Consider the following 22,230-nt stretch of genomic DNA (forward strand, 5'->3'; position numbering starts at 1 on the left):
AACTACTTTACTAGCAACTAGTATGGTACTTACTGTAAACTCATGTTCAGATGAATTTACAAACTTAGAACCTATTGGCGGGGTATCTACAGGAAACTTCTGGAAATCTGAAGCTGATGCCATTCAAGCCTCAAACAGCTTATACCATGAAATGCAAGCTCAAAATTTATTTGGTCGTGGTTTCTTTTGGTATTTAAACGCATCAGATGATATGGTTACAGGAAGAATTAGGGCCGATGTTGATAATGCAAAAAACTTTATAATGAATGGTGATGAAGGTTCATACAAAAACATGTACGCAGATTGTTATAAAGTAATTAGAAGAGCCAATTTCATTTTAGCTAATGTACCTAATATGGATATTAATGAAGACCTAAAAAGTAGAATTTTAGGCGAAGCTTACTTTATGCGTGGCTTTAGTGCTTTTTGGGTAGCTCACATGTATGGTGATAATGGTACAAATGGCGGTGTACCTATTGTAACTGTTGAAAACATGAATGCCCCAGCTGGTAGCTTTGAAAGGCCTGCTAGTGTTACTGAAAATTATGCGCAAATAGTTGAAGATTTAAAAGCTGCTGCCGATTTATTACCGATTTTCACAACATACGGTGATGCCGATAAAGGTAGAGCACATAAAGATGCAGCCCTAGCCTACATTGCAAAAACATATTTATACTGGGCACAATATGATAATACAAAATATGCTGATGCCGTAACTTATTGTGATGCTGTAACAAACTCTGGCTCTGGAAGAGCATTAATTGATACAGATAATCCTGCTGAAGATTACAGGCTGTTACATAGTGCTTTAAAAGAATGGGACACAGAATATATTTGGTCTGTTAATTCTAGTGCCGATGGCGGAAGTATTTTAACAGGTGTAATGCTAGAAAACAAAGGTTGGGGCTCATATAACGGTTGGGGCTATTTTCAACCAACTGAAGAATTATACAATGAATATGAAGATGGTGACGCCCGAAGAGCCGTTACAATTTTAAAATTTGGTGATGAGTTTCAATATTTTGGTGAAACAAGACGATATCAATCTGAAAACTCATTATCGGGCTTTCAATTTAACAAATACATGTATGAATTTAGAGACGCTGGCGCTATTGGCACTACTGTAAACACAAACGGAGATAACCCAACAACAGCTTATAATGTACCTCTTTTAAGATATGCCGAAGTATTATTAATAAAAGCCGAAGCTTTAATTATGCAAGGCCAAAACGGTGATGCTCCTTTAAACTTAGTAAGAAACAGAGCTGGTTTAGCACCAATATCTAACGCTACAATTAATGATTTAAAACATGAAAGACGTGTTGAGTTAGCTGGCGAATTTGCTAACAGGCATTTTGATTTAGTACGTTGGGGTGATGCTCAAACTGTTTACGCACAACCGTTACATGGTAGAATTCATACTGATAGAGCCAACCCAGATTCTCCATATAGTTCTGAAATAATTTGGCCTGCTAGAAATTTTGACCCCAACGTAAACCACGTATGGCCTATACCTAACACCGCTGTAGAATCATCAGGAATTTCTCAAAACAAAGGATGGTAAAATACCATTTTTGAGTTTGATTAATAGTTAGTTTTTTTCAATTAGTTATAAGGGAGTTATGTTTTAACTCCCTTATTTATCTACTTGTTTTAAACTTTAACTATATAAAACATAATATATAAAATATGCTTAACCGTTTAAAAATAATTATAACAATACTTTTAATTGCTTTTGCCATTAATAGTGTAACGTCTCAAAACAACACTAAAACATTAATACACGCTCATAACGATTATTTACAAAACATTCCGTTTTGGAATGCTTTTTCAAACGGAGCCACTTCTATTGAAATTGATGTGCATTTAAAAAACAATAAACTATATGTTGCACATACTCAAAATGAAATAGATACATCTAGAACTTTAGAAACTTTGTACCTAAAGCCTTTACAAACTGCAATGCAAATGAAACTAAGTAACATTAACACATTACAGTTAATGATTGATGTTAAATCTAACGCACATAAAACCTTAAATAAAATAATAAAAACATTAAAGCTATACCCTGCTATAATAAACCATAAAAATATTTCAATTATAATTTCAGGAAATAGACCAAACCCTAAGCTTTATAATAATTACCCAAACTTTATATGGTTTGATCACCAAGACCTTAACCAAAAGCTATCAACTGAAAGTTTAAATAAAGTTGCAATGGTTAGTTTAGATTTTAAAAAATATTCTGATTGGAATGGTAAAGGCCGTTTAACCCATGAAGATTATACAAATGTTGCAGCTATTATTTCTAAAGCAAAAAAACTTAATAAACCTTTTAGGTTTTGGGGCACACCAGATTCTAAAACTGCATGGAAAGCATTTATTGATTTGGGAGTAAATGTAATTAATACAGATTTACCTTTTCAATGTGTATCATACACTAAAACTTTGGCTAACAGAATTTACAACGCAACAACCATTACATCAAAAGTTTATAAACCTCATTTTAAATATGATGGCAAACAACAACCTGTTAAAAATATTATTTTAATGATAGGTGATGGTAATGGCCTAACCCAAATATCGTCTGCTGCTTTAGCTAACGGAGGTCAATTATCTTTAACACAATTAAAAAATATAGGGCTGTTAAAAACACAATCTGCTGATGATTTCACAACAGATTCTGCTGCTGCTGCAACCGCTTTGGCTACCGGAACAAAAACCAATAACAGAGCTATTGGAACAGACCCTTATGGTAAAACTATTAAAAATATTACAGAAATACTCAATGAAAAAGGGTATTCAACAGGTATTATTACAACAGATTGGGTTACAGGTGCCACACCTGCTTCGTTTTACGCACATCAAAAAGATCGTTCACAAACCAGTTTAATTGCTAACAATTTAATTACAAGCAAACTAAATGTATTCATAGCTGGTGGCGGCAGTATTTTTAGACGTAAAAGCGTTAACAAAACCTTTAAAATGGTACATAATATAAATGCTATTGCTACTGAAAAAAGTGATAGAGTTGGCCTATTTTTATCAGGCCAAAACTTACCTTCTGTTATGCAAGGTAGAGACAACATATTAGCTAACGCTACTAAAAATAGTTTAGCATTTTTTGAAAAAAAAGAAAAGCCGTTTTTTTTAATGGTAGAAGCTGCTAAAATAGATTCTTTTGGGCACGCTAATGATACAAATGGTATTATTACAGAAACCATAGATTTTGATAAAGCAATTACTGAAGCCCTAAAATTTGCCGATAAAAACCCAGACACGCTAGTATTAATCACTGCCGACCATGAAACATCGGGCTTTAGTATTCCTCATGGTAATTTAAAAACTCATAGTGTTGAAGGCGATTTTACCACGCATGATCATACCGGTACTATGGTTCCTATTTTCGCCTATGGTCCGCAATCTAATATGTTTAATGGTGTTTATGAAAACAATGACGTATTTCATAAAATTTTAAAGTGCATATTAAAAAATTAATAAGCTTCCATAAAACTAGTATAAATAAAAAAAAGCCGCTGTTTAGCGGCTTTCCCTCTCTTATCTGCTGTTAAGAACAGCAATGTCTAATGTAATTATTGATAAATAAAAACAACCAATAGCAAAGAAATAATTAAAAAGCGTACATCCTATGTGGTTTTACCACATATTTTTCTTACGATAATGATAAACAGTAAAACAATCTATATTTTTGCTTATCTTTTATCAAATAGAGCTGAGAAAACTAATAGTTAATGGGGGAACAAAGTATTAAGCTTTTAATTATTGAAGATCATCAAATTATAGCCCAAGCATATAAAAACATTTTAACTGAAATACCCGAAATTAATTTCAGTTTTACTTTTGCTAATAATTGTGATGATGCTATTTCAAAAATATTAAAAGAGCAAAATGATCTTTTTATTTTAGATTTACAATTACCAATATCAACCAATGAACGTTTTTTATCTGGTGAAGATTTAAGTTTGCTAATTAGAGAAAAACTTCCTGATGCTAAAATAATTATACTCACTTCTATTACAGATTTAGCCAGAATATCTAGCATTATTAAAGAGCTAAACCCTGAAGGTTTTATGATAAAATCTGACATTGAATCTAAAGAATTAAAAGATGCCGTTATAACTGTAATTAACAACAAAACATATTACAGTAAAACCATTGAAAACTATGTAAGTACATCTGTTTTTAATGATTTGATAATTGACGATTTTGATAGGCAAATACTGTATCATTTATCTATGGGAGAAAAAACAAAAGATTTAACAAAATTTATTCCTCTGTCTACCCGTGCCATTGAAGTTAGAAAAAACAAACTAAAAACATTATTAGACACCAAAGACTCTAACGAAGGGTTCAACCTTGTAAAAAGTGCTAAAAAGTTAGGTTTAATATAGCTTTAACTATCTATTTCTCCAGAAAAAAGGTGTAAATAAAATAAGTACCGTAAAAAGTTCTAAACGGCCTATAAGCATTAAAAATGATGCCCACCATTTTGCCAAAGGCGGTAGTGCTGCATAATTGTTAACTGGACCAAATTCACCTAAAGCTGGCCCAACATTACCTAATGTAGATGCTGCTAAACCAATGGCCGATTTAAAATCTATATCGAACATTGAAAATACTAAGCCTCCAATTATAAATGATAGCATATAGAGAATAAAAAATGCCAATACGTTAAATACAATAAACCTGTTAATAGCTTTATTATTATAACGTACAGGTACTATAGCATTTGGGTGTAATGTACGTTTAAACTCTAAAAATCCATTTCTAATTAAAATTAAATGCCTTACTACTTTTACACCACCCGATGTGCTGCCTGCAGAGCCTCCTAAAAACATCAACCCAAAGAAAAACACTACCAAAAAGGGTGTCCAAAGTGTATAATCTGCTGTTACAAAACCCGTGGTTGTTATTATGGCTAATACTTGAAATAACGAATGCCTAAATGCACTCTCAGCTTCACCCCAAACCATTGGATGCGCAATGGAAGATGCACTTACATCGGCTTTAAAATAAATTAATAGGGCTGCAACAATTGTAAAAGCGGCTATAAATTTAAAGTATAGTTTAAATTCTTCGTCTTGAATTATTTTTTGAACCTTTCCTTTAAAAGCAAAATAACTTAAAACAAAATTTGTTCCGGCCAAAAACATAAAAACAATAATTATGTATTGAATTATTGGCTTATCATTCCAATAGGCAACACTTGCATTTTTAGTTGAAAAACCTCCTGTAGACAATGTACAAAGCGCATGGTTTATAGCATCAAAAAAAGACATACCTGCTACTTGTAATAAAATGGTTTCGGCAGCAGTGTAACCAAAATAAATAAGCCATAAACGTTTGGCAGTATCTGTAATTCTGGGGTGCAACTTATCGCCACTGGGTCCTGGAGCTTCAGCCGCAAAAAGCTGCATACCTCCAATACCTAATAATGGTAAAATTGCTATAGCCAAAACAATAATACCCATACCACCAATCCAATGTGTTAAACTTCGCCAAAATAATACACCTTTTGGCACTGCTTCAATATCATTTAATATGGAGGCTCCGGTTGTTGTGTAGCCAGACATGGTTTCAAAAAAAGCATTGGTAAAATCTGGAATGCTTTGGGTAAAAACATATGGCATAGCCCCTGTAAAAGACATTACTAACCAACCAAATGTTACTACTACATATCCGTCTCTTTTATTAATTTCCTTTTTATGTTTTCTGGTGGCAAGCATTGCTATACCTCCTAAAGCTGATGTTAAAAAACCTGCTAAAAGTATTTGGTTGGTTACACCATCATTGTATATAAAACTTACCAAGGCTGATAATAGCATAAAAGCACCATTAAACACCATTGATAACCCTAAAAATTGAAATATGATTTTGTAATTGAGCTTCATGAAATTATGTTATAAAAATAATTTTTCAACACGCTTAATAGATTTTAGTAAACTACAAACTACTACGCGGTCTCCTTCTTTTATAACAAAGTCTCCTAAAGCAATAATACCTTCGCCATTTCTTACTACACCACCAATAATGGCTGTTCTTGGGAAGTCTATAGATTTAATTGATTTATTACAAACTGCTGAACATGATTTTACTTCAAACTCAAGTAATTCGGCATTTAAATTGCTAAGCTTAGTCATAGCTACTACTTCACCACGCCTAATGTACCTAAAAATATTGTTGGCGGCCAGTAGTTTTTTGTTTATAAGTGTATCAATACCAATAGAATGAGACAAATCAAAGTAATCCATGTTTTCAACAAGCGCTATGGTTTTTTTAACCTCTTTTGATTTGGCCACTAAACAGGACATAATATTGGTTTCAGAGTTTGGCCCTACTGCAATAAAAGCATCCATTTCGCTTATATTCTCTTCTTCTAAAACATCAACATTTCTACCATCGCTATTAATTACCAGTACTCTATCTAGTTCTTCTGCTATTTCAAAAGCACGTTCTCTATTGCCTTCAAAAAGCTTAACATTAATACCTTTTTCACTTAAGTTTCTGGCTGTTTTATAGGCAATTTGTGTACCACCTAAAACCATAACATTTTTAATATCTGCCTTTGCTTTTCCTGTAAGCCTACAAAGTTCATCGGCGCCTCCTTCTGAAGTTACAAAAACAACGGTATCACCTCTTCTAAACTGTGTATCACCTCGTGGTATAATAGTGTTTTGTGTACCAAAACGCTGTATGGCAATAGGTACAAAATGAATTTCTGGAAATATTTGAGCAGCTTCTTTTACGGTTTTACCAACAAAAGATGCTGTACTTGAAAGTGTTAAACCACGCATGGTTAAAGCACCATTTTCAAACTCATAATTTTCTTTGAATGATGACTGTTTTAAAGACAATTCAATTTCGGCTGCTGCTAAAGCTTCGGGCGAAATCAATTCATCAATACCAAACTTGGTAAAACCAACTTCATCTTTATATCTAATAAATTCTGTGTTAGAAATTCTAGCTATTGTTTTTTTAGCACCAAGCTGTTTTGATAATACACTAATGGTAATATTTGTAGTTTCGCTTGATGTTACAGCAATAAGCAAGTCTGCACTATCTATTCGGGCATCTCTTAATACTGAAATAGACGTAGCATCACCTTTAACAACTCTAATATCTAATTGAGAGTCTGCGTGTGCTAAACTTTTTTTGTTGGGGTCTATTAAGGTAATTTCTTGAGATTCGTAAGACAATAATTTGGCCAAATGAAACCCTACTTCACCAGCTCCTGCAATAATTATTTTCATTTCTTAATAATCATAAAAAGTGATGCAAATATACACTATTTTACTCACAGATGCATTAATATTACATTATTATAATATTTACTTACTTCTACATTGCTAGTGTTTTATAGTAAAAATAAAATGTGTAGGTTTGCTAAAAAATACTGATTTGTCAAAAATAAAACCTTATAAAGATAGCGATTTAGGTAAAAAAGAACAGGTTACCAAAATGTTTGATACAATTTCTGGTGATTACGATGGTTTAAACCGCGTTATCTCCTTTGGAATTGATGTTAAATGGCGCAAAAAAGTTGTTAACATTGTAAAAAACACCAACCCTAATACTATTTTAGATATTGCTACCGGCACAGGCGATTTAGCTATAAATTTAGCACAAACTAATGCTACAAAAATTACTGGTTTAGATATTAGTAGTGGCATGCTTGAAATTGGCAAACAAAAGATAAAAACTAAAGGTTTAGACACTAAAATTGAAATGGTTTTAGGTGATAGCGAAAACATGCCTTTTGCCAACAACACTTTTGATGCTATTACTGTTGCCTTTGGTGTTAGAAATTTTGAAAATTTAGAAAACGGCTTAAAAGAAATTTACAGGGTGCTTAAACCTAATGGCACATTTGTTATTTTAGAAACTTCGGTACCTACAAAAACACCTTTTAAACAAGGCTATAAGCTATACACAAAACATATTTTACCACTAATTGGCAAAGTGTTTTCAAAAGACAGAAGTGCTTATAAATATTTAAGCGAATCTGCATCTGTTTTTCCTTATGGTGAAGCTTTAAACAATATTTTACGCAAAACGGGGTTTATTAATGTTGAAGATTTTCCGCAAACATTTGGCGTGGCAACAATTTATAAATCATCTAAGTAATAATATGAAGCAGTTTTTTGCATTAATATCATTTTTACTAGTAATACAAACTACTAACGCACAACTTTTCAAAAAAGAAAAAGTAACCTATGATGCCAATCAAGGCCGTGGCTCTACTGATAATAATTTATTACGTTGGGGGTATTTTTTAGGTTTTAGTCAATATGATTTTAATTTTGATTACAATGAAAACCTTCGTGATATTTATGTAAAACGTAATGCTGGATTTAACGTTGGGCTTATTGGTAATTTACGCATTAACAGCTTTTTAGACTTGCGTTTAGAGCCTGGTTTATTTATTACAAGTAGAGAGCTACATTACAGCCAAACATATTTTACGGGCATGACAATAAACCAAAACGATTTAGTTAGAGAAATTAAATCTACATACATACATGTGCCTTTACTTTTAAAAGTTTCAACAAAACGTATAAATAACTTTAAGCCCTTTATTGTAGGTGGTTTTTCAACTGCACTTAATTTATCTAGTAATGAAGATAACCCTGAAGATAATAGCAATGGCCAATTTAGAACCAAAAAGAATGCGTTGTTTTATGAACTTGGTTTTGGTATAGATTTGTATTTGTACAATTTTAAATTTACGCCTTCAATACGCGGTGTATTTGGTTTAAATGACGAGTTAGTTAGAGATGAAGACCCTAATAGCCCATGGACAAGCAACATTAACAGCATGAAAACTAGAGGTGTTTTTGTAAACTTCACATTTCAATAAACAATAACAAAATCATCTATTTTGTATACATTTAACCTCTTCTAAATTCACTTAATAAAATAGCTGTTGCAGTAGCTACGTTTAAGCTTTCGGTTGCTTGTAAAACCCCAAACCTTGGAATTGAAATTTTATTAGTTACTAAGTTTTCAATAGAATTACTTACGCCGTTGGCTTCATTTCCTAGTATTAAAACACCTTTGTTTGGTAAGGTAGTTTTATAAACATTATTACCTTCCATAAAAGCACCATATTTTGGTAATTCTACTTGTTTTAAAAAACTTTCTAAATCAACATAATTAATATTTACTCTAGTAATAGACCCCATTGTAGCTTGTATTACCTTTGGGTTAAAACAATCTACTGTTTGGTTGCTACACACCAAATCTGTTATACCAAACCAATCACAAAGTCTAATTATTGTTCCTAAATTACCAGGGTCTCTAACATCATCTAAAGCTACAATTAATTGTGTGGTATCTATTGGTTTTACATCAGGAATTTTAAAAACAGCCAATGCTGTATTTGGCGTTTTTAAAAAACTAATTTTTTTTAATTCTGTATCTGTTATTATTACTTCATTTTTGGCATCAAAATTGAAGCTTTGTGTAGTAAATAACATGTGTAGCTCTAGGTTAGATTGTAAAAGTTCTTTTATTGTTTTAATACCTTCAACAACAAAAAAACCTAATTCTAATCTATATTTTTTTTGCTTTAAACGCGTTATTAATTTAATCTGGTTTTTTGATAACATGTAACCAATTTGTTTTTATAAAGAAACAAAAATAGATGCTTACTTTTATTATAGGCCATTTTTATAGCATTAATGTTTAATAATTTATGAAGAAATACCCAAATAGCTTTTAAAACACCTTTAATGTTCAATTTTTTGAGAAAATTAAGAATTCAAAAAAAATTAAACGCATTAAATAGTGTATTTTTGAGCAGTTTTTAGCTAAACTTCAATAAACACAAATTATAGTTTCATTTGAAAGCACAGGTTTTAAAGATAATAACACTTTTTGTTTGTATTACATTATTTACTGCATGCGAAGCCACAAAAAGAGTGCCCGAAAACGCGTTTTTATTAACCAAAAACACTGTAAATATTAATGATAAAAAAAATAATACAGAAGCAATAAACAACCTTATTGTACAAAGCCCTAACCGTAAAATTTTAGGTACGCCATTAAGGCTTCATATATACAATTTAGCACGAAAAAATAGAGACTCGCTTTTTGAAGCTTGGTTAGATGAGAAACCAAACCGTAGAGAACGCTTAACTAAAACACTTTCAAAAAAACAGGTTGATAACCTTAAACAATCATCAATTGGATTTAATAATTGGCTAAAAAAAACGGGCGAAGCTCCTGTTATTTTAGATGAAAATAAAACCAAAAAATCGCAAAACAGACTAGAACTTTACTACAAAGCCAATGGATGGTTTAACAACCAAGTAACTTATAATATTGATAAAAATGATAATAAACGTGCCAGTGTTACTTACAATGTTACTACTGGCAACCCCAAAATTATAGACTCCATTTACACAACCATAAACTCTAAAGTGGTTGATTCTATTTATAAATTTTCAACTGAAAAAAGCTTTATTAATAGTAATGAACAGTATAGAGATGTACACCTTGTTAATGAAAGAGATCGTTTAACTAATTTATTCAGAAATTCTGGAGTATATCATTTCACTCAAGAAAACATAAACTTTGATGTTATTCATAATAAAGAAAATGACAATGTTGATATTGATGTTTTAATTAGCAATAGAGCCATAAGAACGCCCGACTCTATTAAAAGAACACCTTTTAACATATACGATATTAGAGAAGTAAACATTATTACAGATTATACGTTTAACAAAAGAAGCCAACCCTTTCAAGATTCAATTAGGTTTGGTGGCTACAACCTTTACAGCTACGGCAAAATGCGCTATAAACCCAGAGCTTTAACAGACGCTATTTTTATTACACCAGGTGACATTTACAGAGACTCTGACCGCACACTAACATACCGCCATTTAAACCAACTACGCACATTTAAATATCCTAATATTGAGTATGTTGAAAATTTAGACAACTCACTATCAAGCACCATAAAACTAGCGCCATTAAAAAAGTTTAGCCTAAGTTTAGGTGCCGATGTTTCTACAAGTAACATTCAAAAAGTAGGGTTTTCAGTAAACCCAAGTTTACAAATACGAAATATTTTTAGAGGAGCAGAAACACTTCAAATTTCAACAATTGGTGCTATTGGAGCTTCTATTGATGCCAACAAAGATGATGCTGACCCATTTTTTGATATTATTGAATATGGTTTAGATTTAAAACTAACCATACCAAGACTACTATCACCATTTTACACAGAGCGCCTTATACCCAAGCACATGTCTCCAAACACCCGCATTGGCATAGCGCTATCAAGTCAAACTAACATTGGTTTAGATAAACAATCATTAAGCGGCACCTTAAATTACAACTGGTTTCCTAGTAGCAAAATAACCAATAAACTAGATTTATTTAACGTACAATATGTCAGAAATTTAAATACAAATAATTATTTTGAAGTTTACCAAAATTCATATTCACTATTAAATAATATTGCTAAAGATGTTAATTACACTGATGATGATTTGAATTTACCAAACGCTGAAAATATGGTTAATGAAGCCGAAGAATTTATAGACTACGCGCTTTCAAACCCTACGCCTTCTGAAATTTCAAACGCTCAAAGAAGCAATATTAATAGTATTAATGAACGTAAAGAACGTTTAACCGAAGACAACCTTATACTATCTACAGCTTTTAGTTTTACAAAAGACGAAAGAACCAATCTTTTTGATGATGATTTTTCAATATTCAGATTCAAAATAGAATTTGCAGGCAACTTATTAGCAAACGCCTCAAGCCTTTTAGGACTAAAAAAAGATGAAAACAACCGCTACAAACTACTAGATGTTGCTTTTTCACAATATGCTAAAACCGAAATAGAATATACAAAACACTGGGATTTGGGTTCAAAAAATGTACTAGCACTACGTAGCTTTTTTGGTATTGCTATACCGTATGGCAACTCATCAAACATACCGTTTTCAAAAAGTTTTTTTGCTGGTGGCCCCAATGACAACAGAGCATGGTCTGCCTACCGTTTAGGGCCTGGTAGTACAGAATCTGCCAATGAATTTAATGAAGCTAACTTAAAATTAGCTTTAAATATTGAGCAACGTTTTAATATTTTTGAAAACTTAAACGGCGCATTGTTTGTTGATGCTGGTAATATTTGGAATGTACTTGATGATGTTGATGACCCCAACGCTACTTTTAACAATTTAAGCGCGTTAAAAGACATTGCTATTGGTTCTGGTTTTGGCTTAAGGTATGATTTTAGCTTTTTCGTTTTTAGGTTTGATATTGGTTTTAAAACCTATAACCCAACATATACAGATAACAATAGGTGGTTTAATGATTATAACTTTGCCAATGCTGTTTACAACATAGGTATTAACTACCCATTCTAAAACAAAAAACTATAACGTTTTAGTTTTAAATTATCTTCAACATACTAAAAACCACATATTTTTATATAAAATTTAATTACTTTTGAAAACATTAAATTCAAATTAAATTCAACATAAAATGGCACATAATATAAAACCAGGAGTTGCTACAGGTTATGAGGTACAAGAAATCTTTAAACTAGCAAAAGAAAAAGGATTTGCTTTACCAGCTGTAAATGTAATAGGCTCTAACGCAATTAATGGTGTTTTAGAAACTGCAGCAGCACTAAACGCTCCTGTTATTATTCAATTCTCAAATGGTGGCGCACAATTTAACGCAGGAAAAGGCTTAAGTAATGATGGGCAAAAAGCAGCTATTCAAGGTGCTATTGCTGGTGCTAAACACGTTCATACTATGGCTGAGGCTTACGGTGTTCCTGTAATTTTACATACAGACCACTGTGCCAAAAAATTATTACCTTGGATTGATGGTTTATTAGATGCTAGTGAAAAACACTACGCCGAAACTGGTAAATCATTATTCAGTTCACATATGATTGACTTATCAGAAGAGCCAATTGAAGAAAATATTGAGCTTTGTAAAACATACCTAGAGCGCATGAGCAAAATGAACATGACGCTAGAAATTGAATTAGGTATTACTGGTGGTGAAGAAGACGGTGTTGATAATACCGATGTTGATGATTCAAAATTATACACACAACCAGAAGAAGTTGCTTACGCTTATGAAGAATTAAGTAAAGTAAGTGACCAATTTACTATTGCAGCAGCTTTTGGTAATGTTCATGGTGTTTACAAACCAGGAAACGTTAAATTAACACCAAAAATCTTAAAAAACTCACAAGAATACATCGCTGAAAAATATGGTGTTGGCCACAACCATATAGACTTTGTTTTCCACGGTGGCTCAGGTTCAACTGTTGAAGAAATTAGAGAAAGTATTAGCTACGGTGCTATTAAAATGAATATTGATACTGATTTACAATATGCGTTTATGACTGGCATTAGAGATTACATGGGTACAAAAGCTGAATATTTAAAAGCTCAAATAGGAAACCCTGACGGTGATGATGTACCTAACAAAAAATATTATGATCCGCGTGTTTGGTTACGCGAAGGCGAAAAAACGTTTGTAGAGCGTTTAAAGAAAGCTTTTGAAGACTTAAACAATGTAAACACGTTATAATTAACGTAATACAAAATAAAAAAAGCTCTGTTTTTAACAGAGCTTTTTTTTGTACAACACATTTAGTATGCATGCATTACAATAAAAACAGCATGGTGTTACCACAAAATTAAAAAAAGCCTTAATTTTGCCTTCAGGCTTTTAGAGTAATGAGCACTTAAAATTAAGCTGCATTAAAAGTAACCCTAAAACCCAGAAACATAAAACGGTAAACAACCGTAAACCTAAAATTATAAATCATATGTCTTGGTTTAAAAGAAAAACAAAAGGAATAACCACAACTACCGAAGAAAAAAAAGACACTCCTAAAGGTCTTTGGTACAAAACCCCAACAGGTAAAATTGTTGATACTGAAGAACTAGCTAGAAACTTTTACGTAAGTCCAGAAGATGGTTACCATGTACGTATTGGTAGCAAAGAATATTTTGAAATACTTTTTGATGACAACAAGTTTAAAGAATTAGATGCCAATTTAGAATCTAAAGACCCTTTGAAATTTGAAGACACAAAAAAATACCCTGAACGCTTAAAAGCAGCTCAAGAAAAAACAAAACTTAAAGACGCCGTAAGAACCGCCGTTGGAAAATCAAAAGGCCGTGATTTAGTAGTAGCTTGTATGGATTTTAGTTTTATTGGTGGCTCTATGGGAAGTGTTGTTGGTGAAAAAATAGCACGTGCAGCAGATTACTCATTAAAAAACAACGTACCATTAATGATTATTTCAAAATCTGGCGGTGCAAGAATGATGGAAGCCGCATTATCATTAATGCAATTAGCTAAAACATCAGTAAAACTAGCGCAATTAGCTGATGCCAAAATACCATATATTTCATTGTGTACAGATCCTACAACTGGTGGCACAACAGCATCATTTGCTATGTTGGGAGACATTAATATTAGTGAACCTGGTGCTTTAATTGGTTTTGCAGGCCCACGTGTTGTAAAAGATACTACCGGACAAGATTTACCTGAAGGTTTCCAAACTTCAGAGTTTTTGTTAGAACATGGTTTTTTAGATTTTATTACTTTAAGAAAAGAATTAAAAAATAAAGTAAATCAGTATCTAGATTTAATATTAAATATGCCAATAAGAGCATAATTACAAGAAATAAAAAAATTAAAAGCGCCTAAATATAAATACTATTTTGGGCGCTTTTTTTATGCGCTCTTTTTTAAGTATGTTAAAAATTTTGTACCAATACCTACTTCACTTTCAACCTCAACATAACCACCCATTGATTCTATTTGGTTTCTTGTAATAAACAAACCTAAGCCCATAGCATCTTTATTTCTATGAAATGTTTTATACATTTCAAACATGTGGTTACCGTGTTTATCTAAATCTATTCCAATACCATTATCTCTTACGCACAACACTACATAGTCATCTTCTAAAAAACTAGATAATACTACTTTTCCGGGCCTATTAGTACTTCGGTATTTTATGGCATTGGTTAAAAAATTAAGAATTATACTATCTAAATAAGCTGGTATTACTCTTAAATAGTGGTCTGGTTTCACATTATTTTCTATAGTAAAGTTTATATTCTTAACTAAAGCACTAACATTATAAATAGCATTTTTAACATATAATCTTAAATTAACACGTTCCATTTTATCATCAGAAACGGCTCTAATTTTTGCAATTTCTGCCAAATGCGTAACTGTTTCATTTAAGTTTAATATAGATTCTTTTAAGAAACTAAAATTTTCACTTTTGGCAATTAAACCATTCTCTTCATCTTCAATAAAACTATACAGCGTTTTTAGGTTAGAAGCGTGTGTTCTTAAATTATGGGTTATTATGTTAGCAAAATTTGACAGACGTGTATTTTGTTCTTTTGCTACATCAAGCATGTTTTGCAAACCAACCGATGCCTTTTTTTGTTGTGAAATATCACTAACCTGCGATATGAAATGTAATGGCCTATGGTAATCATCTCTTACTAAAGACACTGAGAGTAGTGCCCATATTATATGGCCACGTTTATGAAAATACCGTTTTTCTATTTGATAACTTTCAATTTCACCTCTTAGTAGAGATTGCATAAGACTCACATCTAAATCTAAATCGTCTTTATGCGTAATTTCCTGAAATGTTAAGTTATAGAGTTCTTCTTTAGTATACCCTAAAGTTTTCTCAATACTGTTGTTTACCTTTATCCAATCGCCTTTTAAACTAACTATTGCAATTCCCCCACTTGCATAATTAAATATGTTTTCAAAAATCCTATCAGCGTCAAGGCTTATATTTTTCCTCATACGTCATAATGTAATAGCTTACCTAAAAATAGAAAATATATTTGATTATCAGCACATTTAACAAGGAAAATATTACTTTTTAAAAAGTTTATGTTTTTTGCTATTTAAAATTTAATTATAATTATATTTGCCGCTTGAAAGATGGTCTTTCATATACATAAAAATCATTTACAATAATATTAGCATGTATTTAACAAAAGAAAAGAAAGAAGAAATCTTCGCAAAACACGGAAAAGGTAAAAACGATTCTGGTACAGCGGAGGCGCAAATTGCATTATTTACTTACAGAATTAACCACTTAACTGAGCACTTAAAAAATAACAGAAAAGATTTTAACACTGAGCGTTCATTAGTAAAGTTAGTAGGTAAACGCAGAGCGTTGTTAGATTACTTAACTAAGAAAGATATTTTAAGATATCGTGCCATAGTTAAAGAATTAGGATTAAGAAAATAATCGTAATAAAAAAAGACCACGCACTTAGCGTGGTTTTTTGTTTTAGCCCTGAACTTAGCTGATGGGTGCGTTAGGGATTGAAGCGGCATCCTTTTTTTGAGGTACGAAAAAAAAGATATAGCGTAAAGCCCGACCCCGAAGCTTCGGGGAACGCCAAAAAAATAAAACTCTAAACATCAGGAAGAGTTTAAATATCCTGGTATATAAGAAGCTAATTATAGTTTTTCATTGGTCTAGGCAAATTTTGCCACACACAACAACCGCAACAACACAACGACCATTGTTTAATTAGAATTAAAAAATTTTATGATTCCACAAACTTTTAAAGAGGTTATTGACCTTGGTGACGGTAGAGAAATTACTATTGAAACCGGAAAACTAGCAAAACAAGCTCATGGTAGTGTTGTTGTACAATGTGGTGACACTATGTTGCTTTGTACAGTTGTATCAAACTACGATGCTGCCGATGTAGATTTTTTACCATTAACGGTAGATTACCGTGAAAAATTTGCTGCGGCAGGACGTTACCCTGGCGGTTTTTTTAAACGTGAGGCGCGCCCTAGCACCGAAGAAATTTTAGTAATGCGTATTGTAGACCGTGTATTACGCCCATTATTCCCGAAAGATTACCACGCTGAAACGCAGGTAATGATTCAATTAATGTCTTTAGATAAAGATGTAATGCCAGATGCATTGGCTGGTTTAGCAGCATCTGCAGCTATTCAATTAAGTGACATTCCTTTTGAAACACCTATTTCTGAAGTACGTGTTGCTAGACTTAATGGTGAATTCATTATTAATCCTAGCCAGTCACAATTAGAACAATCTGACATTGATATGGTTATTGGTGCTTCAGAAGATTCTGTGATGATGGTTGAAGGTGAAATGAGTGAAATTTCTGAAGAAGAAATGGTTGAGGCTATAAAAGTTGCCCACGAAGCTATTAAAATTCAAATTGAAGCTCAAAAACGTTTAGTTGCCCAAGTTGGCGCTAAAAAAACGCGTGAATATGAACCAGAAGCTGAAGATGATGCTATACTTGAAAAAGTAAAAGCGTTTGCTTATGATAAATGTTATGAGATTGCAAAAAGCGCTTCATCTAAACATGATAGAGGTTTGGCTTTTTCTGAAGTGAAAGACGCTTTAAAAGCTGAGTTTACCGAAGAAGAACTTGAAGAGGTTGGCGGTTTAGTATCAAAATACTTTAGTAAAGTACAAAAAGACGCCGTTAGAAATTTAGTTTTAGAAGAAGGTATCCGTTTAGATGGTCGTGCAACTACAGAGATTAGACCAATTTGGTGTGAGGTAGATTATTTACCATCTACACACGGTTCTTCAATATTTACACGTGGTGAAACACAAGCTTTAGCAACGGTTACCTTAGGTACATCGCGTGAAGCTAACATGATTGACAACCCATCGTTAGAAGGTGAAGAGCGTTTTTATTTACATTATAACTTCCCGCCTTTCTCAACAGGTGAAGCTAGACCTTTAAGAGGTACTTCGCGTCGTGAAATTGGACACGGAAATTTAGCACAACGTGCATTAAAACGCATGGTTCCTGAAGATTGCCCATATACTGTAAGAGTAGTTTCTGAGGTGTTAGAATCTAACGGTTCATCATCTATGGCAACTGTTTGTGCTGGTACAATGGCTATGATGGATGCTGGTGTACAGCTTAAAAAACCAGTTTCTGGTATTGCTATGGGATTAATTTCTGATGGTGAACGTTATGCTGTTTTATCTGATATTTTAGGTGATGAAGATCATTTAGGCGACATGGACTTTAAAGTTACTGGTACTGAAGATGGTATTACAGCCTGCCAAATGGATATTAAAATTAAGGGCTTAAGCTACGAGATTTTAGTAAACGCATTAAACCAAGCAAAGGAAGGCAGAATGCACATTCTTGGTAAATTAACCGATACTATTGCAACACCAAATGCAGATGTTAAAGGTCATGCCCCAAAAATGGTTACAAGACGTATACCAAATGAGTTTATAGGTGCACTTATTGGTCCGGGTGGTAAAAACATTCAGGAATTACAAAAAGAGACTGAAACTACTATTGTTATTAATGAAGACCCTGTTACAGAAGAAGGTATTGTTGAAATATTAGGCGTTGGCTCAACAGGTATTGAGGCTGTACTAGCACGTATTGATGCTATGTTATTTAAACCAGAAGTTGGTAGCATTTACGAGGTAAAAGTCATTAAAATGCTAGATTTTGGTGCCGTAGTAGAATATACTGAAGCGCCAGGTAATGAAGTATTGCTTCACGTAAGCGAGTTAGCTTGGGAACGCACAGAAAATGTAAGTGATGTTGTTAACATGGGCGATGTATTTGACGTTAAGTACTTTGGTATAGACCAAAGAACACGTAAAGAAAAAGTGTCTAGAAAAGCAATTTTACCCAAACCAGAAGGTTGGGAAGATAGACCTAAACGCGATAATAACAATCGTAATAGAGACAACAATCGTGGTCGTGATAACAACCGCAACAAAGGTAATCGTAGAGACGATAGAAAGCCTAGAGAAGATAGAAAAGACGATTAATTTTCTTTTATGAATATAAAAAACCCGGTAGCATAAGTTACCGGGTTTTATTTTGGTTTTATTTTTTTATAAATTTTACAGGTGAATGACCTTTAAGTTTTATAATATATACTCCATGAACCAAATTCTCTAGCTCTACATACGTATTTGGTTTAACCTTACCACTTAAAACTTGCTTACCAATAATATTTACAACCGAAAAACTGGTAGTTTCTTTTAATCCCTTAACGTATAAATAATTATCTACTGGATTTGGGTAAAGCACCAAAAACTCTTCCTTTTTTGGCAACTCTACATCTAAAGTATTTTCACCTTCTCCTTGAATACTAAAATTATAAGGGTTTTCACCAACATCGTTGTTAGCAATGCTAATATTTGCTGTTTTTACGCCAATTGCTGTTGGTGTAAAGGTAATTTCAAAAGTAGTAGACTCTCCTGCATTTATAGCTAAATTAGGCTGTTTAGTAACAACAAAATCTGCGGCATTAGTTCCTGTTATATCAATTGTAGGTGTACCATTTAAAACTAATTGTTCTGTATTCGTATTATAAATAGTAAACTCTTTAATTATTGATGAAGATGTTGCTACACTACCAAAGTCTGTATTATCAGTAGTATCGGGTGTAGTATCTCCATCGGCAATACTAACTGTATTTCCCCTAATGTCTATCTCAGCTGTTGGAGGCACTTGCCATAATTGACCAAAAATTTCATCTTCTCCATTACCTGGTACAGTATCATCTCCTTCCCAAACAATAAAAAAGTTTTGAGATGTAATATTAAAAACCTGCTTAGGTTTTTGGGCCGAAAAATCACTATCCCCGTTGGTATCTCCCATATCACTAACTCTACTTTGAGTTTCTAATTTAATATAGTTTGAAGCATCTAATGTTGTTGCAAAAATATCATACGAATTGCTTCCTGGCTCTTCAGATTGAAACGTTACTAAAATATGATCATCTACTGTATTATAGGCAAAATCAAAGTAAGGACCTGTTTCTTCTCCATCACCATCAATTCCCGCAAAACTAAGTTGTATTGGTGTACTAATTAAAGTACCATTTGATGCAATACGCTGTCCGAAAATCTCCTCTTCATTATCTGTATTTATATGATCTGTTTGGTAGCCAACAAAGTATTCATTTAATAAGTTATTGTAAACAACTCTTGGGTTATCGGCATCGCTACTAGAACCTACATTAGTAATAGTTATTGGAGAATTAATACCACTAACTAAACTGCCATTTGCTGCAACTATTTGCCCAAACACATTATTTACGCCATTACTTGGGTAATCCGCATAATACACCACTAAATATTGATTTGTAACAGGATTATAAGTTACATGCGGTGCAGCTGGGGCTAAATTTGAAGCCGTATACGAACTTAGCTGTACCTTTCCTCCTAATCCGTTAGTTAATGTACCGTTACTCTGTAAAATGGTTCCAAAAATCTCTACTTCGGCGTTACTTGCGGTTGGAGCTTGCCAAACTATATAGTAATTGCCATTACTTGTATTAACTGTTACTTCAGCATTTGAAGGGGCATAAGTATCATTATTTTCTGGCCCATTTTGAGATATTCTAATTTGGCCTGTATCAAATCCATTAACAAAAGAACCGTTTGGATTAATTATTTGCGCAAAAATTTCGCTATCGGTTTGAGCTGTTGTTCCCATGTCTGCTCTCCAAACCACTAAAAATTGATTAGAAACAGCATTAAATACTACTTTTGGGTTAAAAGCATCAATATCAGCTACGCCATTATTTCCTGATTTAGAAATTTGAAACGCACTGCCATCTAAATTTCCGTTTGCATCAATAAATTGTCCAAAGATTTCTTCTTCACCATTTGTTACCTCTCCTTCATACACTAGTAAATACCTATTTAATGTAGGGTCGTAAGCAATGTAAGGGTCTTCATTATCAAGGCTCGCCCCCGTGGTATGTGTTGTTAATCTAACATCATTTGTTCCTATTTCTCCACTAGAAACATTACCCGTTCCTTTAATAGAAAATGTATAAGATGGTTCATCTGCATCATTAGAATTTACAGTAACAGTTGCTGTTCTTTCACCTAATACAGAGGGATCAAACCTAATTATAAAATAACTAGAACTGGTAGATTCTATTGTTGTAGCAACATCTGTTTGTAAAGTAAAATCGGCCGCATGAACTCCTGTAATACTAACTCTAGGTGATCCTGTTATACTTAAATTTGCGCCACCTAAATTTCTAATAAAAAAGTAAAAATCTTTATAATTATTATTTAAAGCAACATTACCAAAATCTGTATTATCATCTGTATTTGGTGTTGCATCATTATTGGCAATACTTAAACTATTACCCTGTATTTCAATTTCTGGGTTTCCAGACGGGTTTTCGTTTACTAACGCTAACGCTAACCCATAAGGATCATCTGAAGTAGTTGACAATACTGTAACATTTGAACCATCTAAATTAGCACTTCTTAAATTATCAAAACTAGAATCAGAATCTGTCCAGAATAATTTATTGTTTGCAACATCAATAGCTAAGCCCCTTGGTGATTTTACATAAGTATCGTTTAAAATTTTAACAACACTTCCCGTGCCATCACTATTCTTTTTAAATATACCATCGGCCGATGATGATGCCCAATACAACACATTATTAGTAGCATCTACTTGCATACCATAAATAGTACCCAATTCATTTACATAAAGTTGTCCTGATGGCACATATTCAGAATGTAAGGTTTCTGTACTAGTACCATCTAAATTACTACGCTTTATGTAATAAGTATTTGAAAAGTTAGAAGTATTATAATAACGCTCTGCCCAATATAGCTTACTTCCTCCTATGGCAACATTACGAAAATATACATCGGTACTTTGATTTATTATTGTCTCTACAGAAGATCCATCTAAATTACTACGTTTTATAGTTTCATATTCTGCCCAATATACTTTAGAATTAGCTTCGTCTACGGCTATACCATAAATTGATGTACTATTTAATGAAGTATATATTTTTTCTTCCACACTACCGCTAAGATTCTTTCTATAAATGCTATAAGGAGAACCGGTTGAAAAAAACAACTCTTGTGTTGTATTGTTTACAGCCAAATATCTTGAAGATAAGGCTTCTGTTTTGGCAAAAAATAAATTTTCGTTAGTACCGTTAGTGTTTATTGTTTTTAACTGCCTATTATCCTCATCTATAAAAAACAGTTTTTGATTTTGAGAATGACTAGCAAAAATAGTACTAGCAAATAATGCTAGAAAAAGTAATTTTGATTTCATTGATTTTAAGGTGTTAGGGTTAATTTATTATTTTGATTGGTATCACAAATATAGAATGTAAACACTAATAAATGTAATATATATA

Annotated in this window: 15 protein-coding genes; 10 read left to right on the top strand and 5 right to left on the bottom strand. The window is 32.6% G+C overall.

Going from position 1 to position 22,230, the window contains the following annotated elements; all coding sequences use genetic code 11:
• The first annotated feature begins 22 nt into the window (after positions 1-22).
• The 3 genes from FUA26_RS13285 (at position 23) to FUA26_RS13295 (ending at position 4,412) form a co-directional block, all read left to right on the top strand.
• Entirely contained in the window at positions 23-1,564 is a 1,542-nt protein-coding gene (locus FUA26_RS13285) for a RagB/SusD family nutrient uptake outer membrane protein (protein ID WP_449441405.1), read from the top strand.
• A 125-nt stretch (positions 1,565-1,689) separates the two neighbouring features.
• On the top strand, positions 1,690-3,498 hold the full coding sequence (locus tag FUA26_RS13290) for an alkaline phosphatase (protein ID WP_147137071.1): 1,809 nt from the start codon (positions 1,690-1,692) through the stop codon (positions 3,496-3,498).
• Between the two features lie 254 nt (positions 3,499-3,752).
• On the top strand, positions 3,753-4,412 hold the full coding sequence (locus FUA26_RS13295; RefSeq protein WP_147137074.1) for a response regulator: 660 nt from the start codon (positions 3,753-3,755) through the stop codon (positions 4,410-4,412).
• A gap of 6 nt (positions 4,413-4,418) precedes the next feature.
• On the opposite strand, the gene FUA26_RS13300 is transcribed toward FUA26_RS13295, so the two are convergent.
• Together FUA26_RS13300 and trkA are read right to left on the bottom strand one after the other, a co-directional pair.
• The gene (locus FUA26_RS13300) at positions 4,419-5,912 is read right to left on the bottom strand and encodes a TrkH family potassium uptake protein (protein WP_147137077.1); all 1,494 of its coding nucleotides are present in this window, start codon (positions 5,910-5,912) and stop codon (positions 4,419-4,421) included.
• A gap of 9 nt (positions 5,913-5,921) precedes the next feature.
• A complete protein-coding gene (gene trkA / locus FUA26_RS13305; RefSeq protein WP_147137080.1) occupies positions 5,922-7,271 on the bottom strand; it encodes a Trk system potassium transporter TrkA in 1,350 nt (449 codons plus the stop codon).
• Between the two features lie 148 nt (positions 7,272-7,419).
• On the opposite strand from trkA, the gene ubiE reads away from it, so the two are divergent.
• Entirely contained in the window at positions 7,420-8,145 is a 726-nt protein-coding gene (gene ubiE, locus FUA26_RS13310) for a bifunctional demethylmenaquinone methyltransferase/2-methoxy-6-polyprenyl-1,4-benzoquinol methylase UbiE (RefSeq protein WP_147137083.1), read from the top strand.
• A 4-nt stretch (positions 8,146-8,149) separates the two neighbouring features.
• Positions 8,150-8,878 carry a type IX secretion/gliding motility protein PorT/SprT gene (porT, locus tag FUA26_RS13315; protein WP_147137086.1) on the top strand — a complete coding sequence of 243 codons (729 nt, stop codon included), beginning with the start codon at positions 8,150-8,152 and terminating at the stop codon, positions 8,876-8,878.
• Positions 8,879-8,909: 31 nt separating this feature from the next.
• On the opposite strand, the gene FUA26_RS13320 is transcribed toward porT, so the two are convergent.
• A complete protein-coding gene (locus FUA26_RS13320) occupies positions 8,910-9,629 on the bottom strand; it encodes a TrmH family RNA methyltransferase (RefSeq protein ID WP_147137090.1) in 720 nt (239 codons plus the stop codon).
• Positions 9,630-9,863: 234 nt separating this feature from the next.
• On the opposite strand from FUA26_RS13320, the gene tamL reads away from it, so the two are divergent.
• From tamL to accD, 3 genes are all read left to right on the top strand, one after another.
• Positions 9,864-12,404 (top strand): translocation and assembly module lipoprotein TamL, encoded by a 2,541-nt coding sequence (gene tamL / locus FUA26_RS13325; protein WP_147137093.1) that lies wholly within the window; start codon positions 9,864-9,866, stop codon positions 12,402-12,404.
• 118 nt (positions 12,405-12,522) lie between these two features.
• Positions 12,523-13,590 carry a class II fructose-bisphosphate aldolase gene (gene fbaA, locus FUA26_RS13330; RefSeq protein ID WP_147137096.1) on the top strand — a complete coding sequence of 356 codons (1,068 nt, stop codon included), beginning with the start codon at positions 12,523-12,525 and terminating at the stop codon, positions 13,588-13,590.
• Between the two features lie 241 nt (positions 13,591-13,831).
• Positions 13,832-14,689, top strand: a complete 858-nt coding sequence (accD, locus tag FUA26_RS13335; RefSeq protein ID WP_147137099.1) for an acetyl-CoA carboxylase, carboxyltransferase subunit beta — start codon at positions 13,832-13,834, stop codon at positions 14,687-14,689.
• Positions 14,690-14,748: 59 nt separating this feature from the next.
• On the opposite strand, the gene FUA26_RS13340 is transcribed toward accD, so the two are convergent.
• Positions 14,749-15,852 (bottom strand): sensor histidine kinase, encoded by a 1,104-nt coding sequence (locus tag FUA26_RS13340; RefSeq protein WP_147137102.1) that lies wholly within the window; start codon positions 15,850-15,852, stop codon positions 14,749-14,751.
• A 184-nt stretch (positions 15,853-16,036) separates the two neighbouring features.
• Here FUA26_RS13340 and rpsO point away from each other — a divergent pair, with 184 nt between their 5' ends.
• Both rpsO and FUA26_RS13350 read left to right on the top strand, forming a co-directional pair.
• A complete protein-coding gene (gene rpsO, locus FUA26_RS13345; protein WP_147137105.1) occupies positions 16,037-16,306 on the top strand; it encodes a 30S ribosomal protein S15 in 270 nt (89 codons plus the stop codon).
• A 306-nt stretch (positions 16,307-16,612) separates the two neighbouring features.
• The gene (locus tag FUA26_RS13350) at positions 16,613-18,862 is read left to right on the top strand and encodes a polyribonucleotide nucleotidyltransferase (RefSeq protein ID WP_147137108.1); all 2,250 of its coding nucleotides are present in this window, start codon (positions 16,613-16,615) and stop codon (positions 18,860-18,862) included.
• A gap of 58 nt (positions 18,863-18,920) precedes the next feature.
• Here FUA26_RS13350 and FUA26_RS13355 read toward each other — a convergent pair whose 3' ends face one another.
• The gene (locus tag FUA26_RS13355) at positions 18,921-22,145 is read right to left on the bottom strand and encodes a choice-of-anchor D domain-containing protein (RefSeq protein WP_147137110.1); all 3,225 of its coding nucleotides are present in this window, start codon (positions 22,143-22,145) and stop codon (positions 18,921-18,923) included.
• Positions 22,146-22,230 lie beyond the last annotated feature (85 nt).

Source organism: Seonamhaeicola algicola, assembly GCF_007997385.1.
GTDB lineage: Bacteria > Bacteroidota > Bacteroidia > Flavobacteriales > Flavobacteriaceae > Seonamhaeicola > Seonamhaeicola algicola.

Excerpts from the sequence above, each read along its gene's own strand:
- FUA26_RS13285 (WP_449441405.1), top strand. The coding sequence starts at position 23 with ATGGTACTTACTGTAAACTCATGTTCAGATGAATTTACAAACTTAGAA.
- FUA26_RS13290 (WP_147137071.1), top strand. The coding sequence starts at position 1,690 with ATGCTTAACCGTTTAAAAATAATTATAACAATACTTTTAATTGCTTTT.
- FUA26_RS13295 (WP_147137074.1), top strand. The coding sequence starts at position 3,753 with ATGGGGGAACAAAGTATTAAGCTTTTAATTATTGAAGATCATCAAATT.
- FUA26_RS13300 (WP_147137077.1), bottom strand. The coding sequence starts at position 5,912 with ATGAAGCTCAATTACAAAATCATATTTCAATTTTTAGGGTTATCAATG.
- trkA (WP_147137080.1), bottom strand. The coding sequence starts at position 7,271 with ATGAAAATAATTATTGCAGGAGCTGGTGAAGTAGGGTTTCATTTGGCC.
- porT (WP_147137086.1), top strand. The coding sequence starts at position 8,150 with ATGAAGCAGTTTTTTGCATTAATATCATTTTTACTAGTAATACAAACT.
- FUA26_RS13320 (WP_147137090.1), bottom strand. The coding sequence starts at position 9,629 with ATGTTATCAAAAAACCAGATTAAATTAATAACGCGTTTAAAGCAAAAA.
- fbaA (WP_147137096.1), top strand. The coding sequence starts at position 12,523 with ATGGCACATAATATAAAACCAGGAGTTGCTACAGGTTATGAGGTACAA.
- accD (WP_147137099.1), top strand. The coding sequence starts at position 13,832 with ATGTCTTGGTTTAAAAGAAAAACAAAAGGAATAACCACAACTACCGAA.
- FUA26_RS13340 (WP_147137102.1), bottom strand. The coding sequence starts at position 15,852 with ATGAGGAAAAATATAAGCCTTGACGCTGATAGGATTTTTGAAAACATA.
- rpsO (WP_147137105.1), top strand. The coding sequence starts at position 16,037 with ATGTATTTAACAAAAGAAAAGAAAGAAGAAATCTTCGCAAAACACGGA.
- FUA26_RS13350 (WP_147137108.1), top strand. The coding sequence starts at position 16,613 with ATGATTCCACAAACTTTTAAAGAGGTTATTGACCTTGGTGACGGTAGA.
- FUA26_RS13355 (WP_147137110.1), bottom strand. The coding sequence starts at position 22,145 with ATGAAATCAAAATTACTTTTTCTAGCATTATTTGCTAGTACTATTTTT.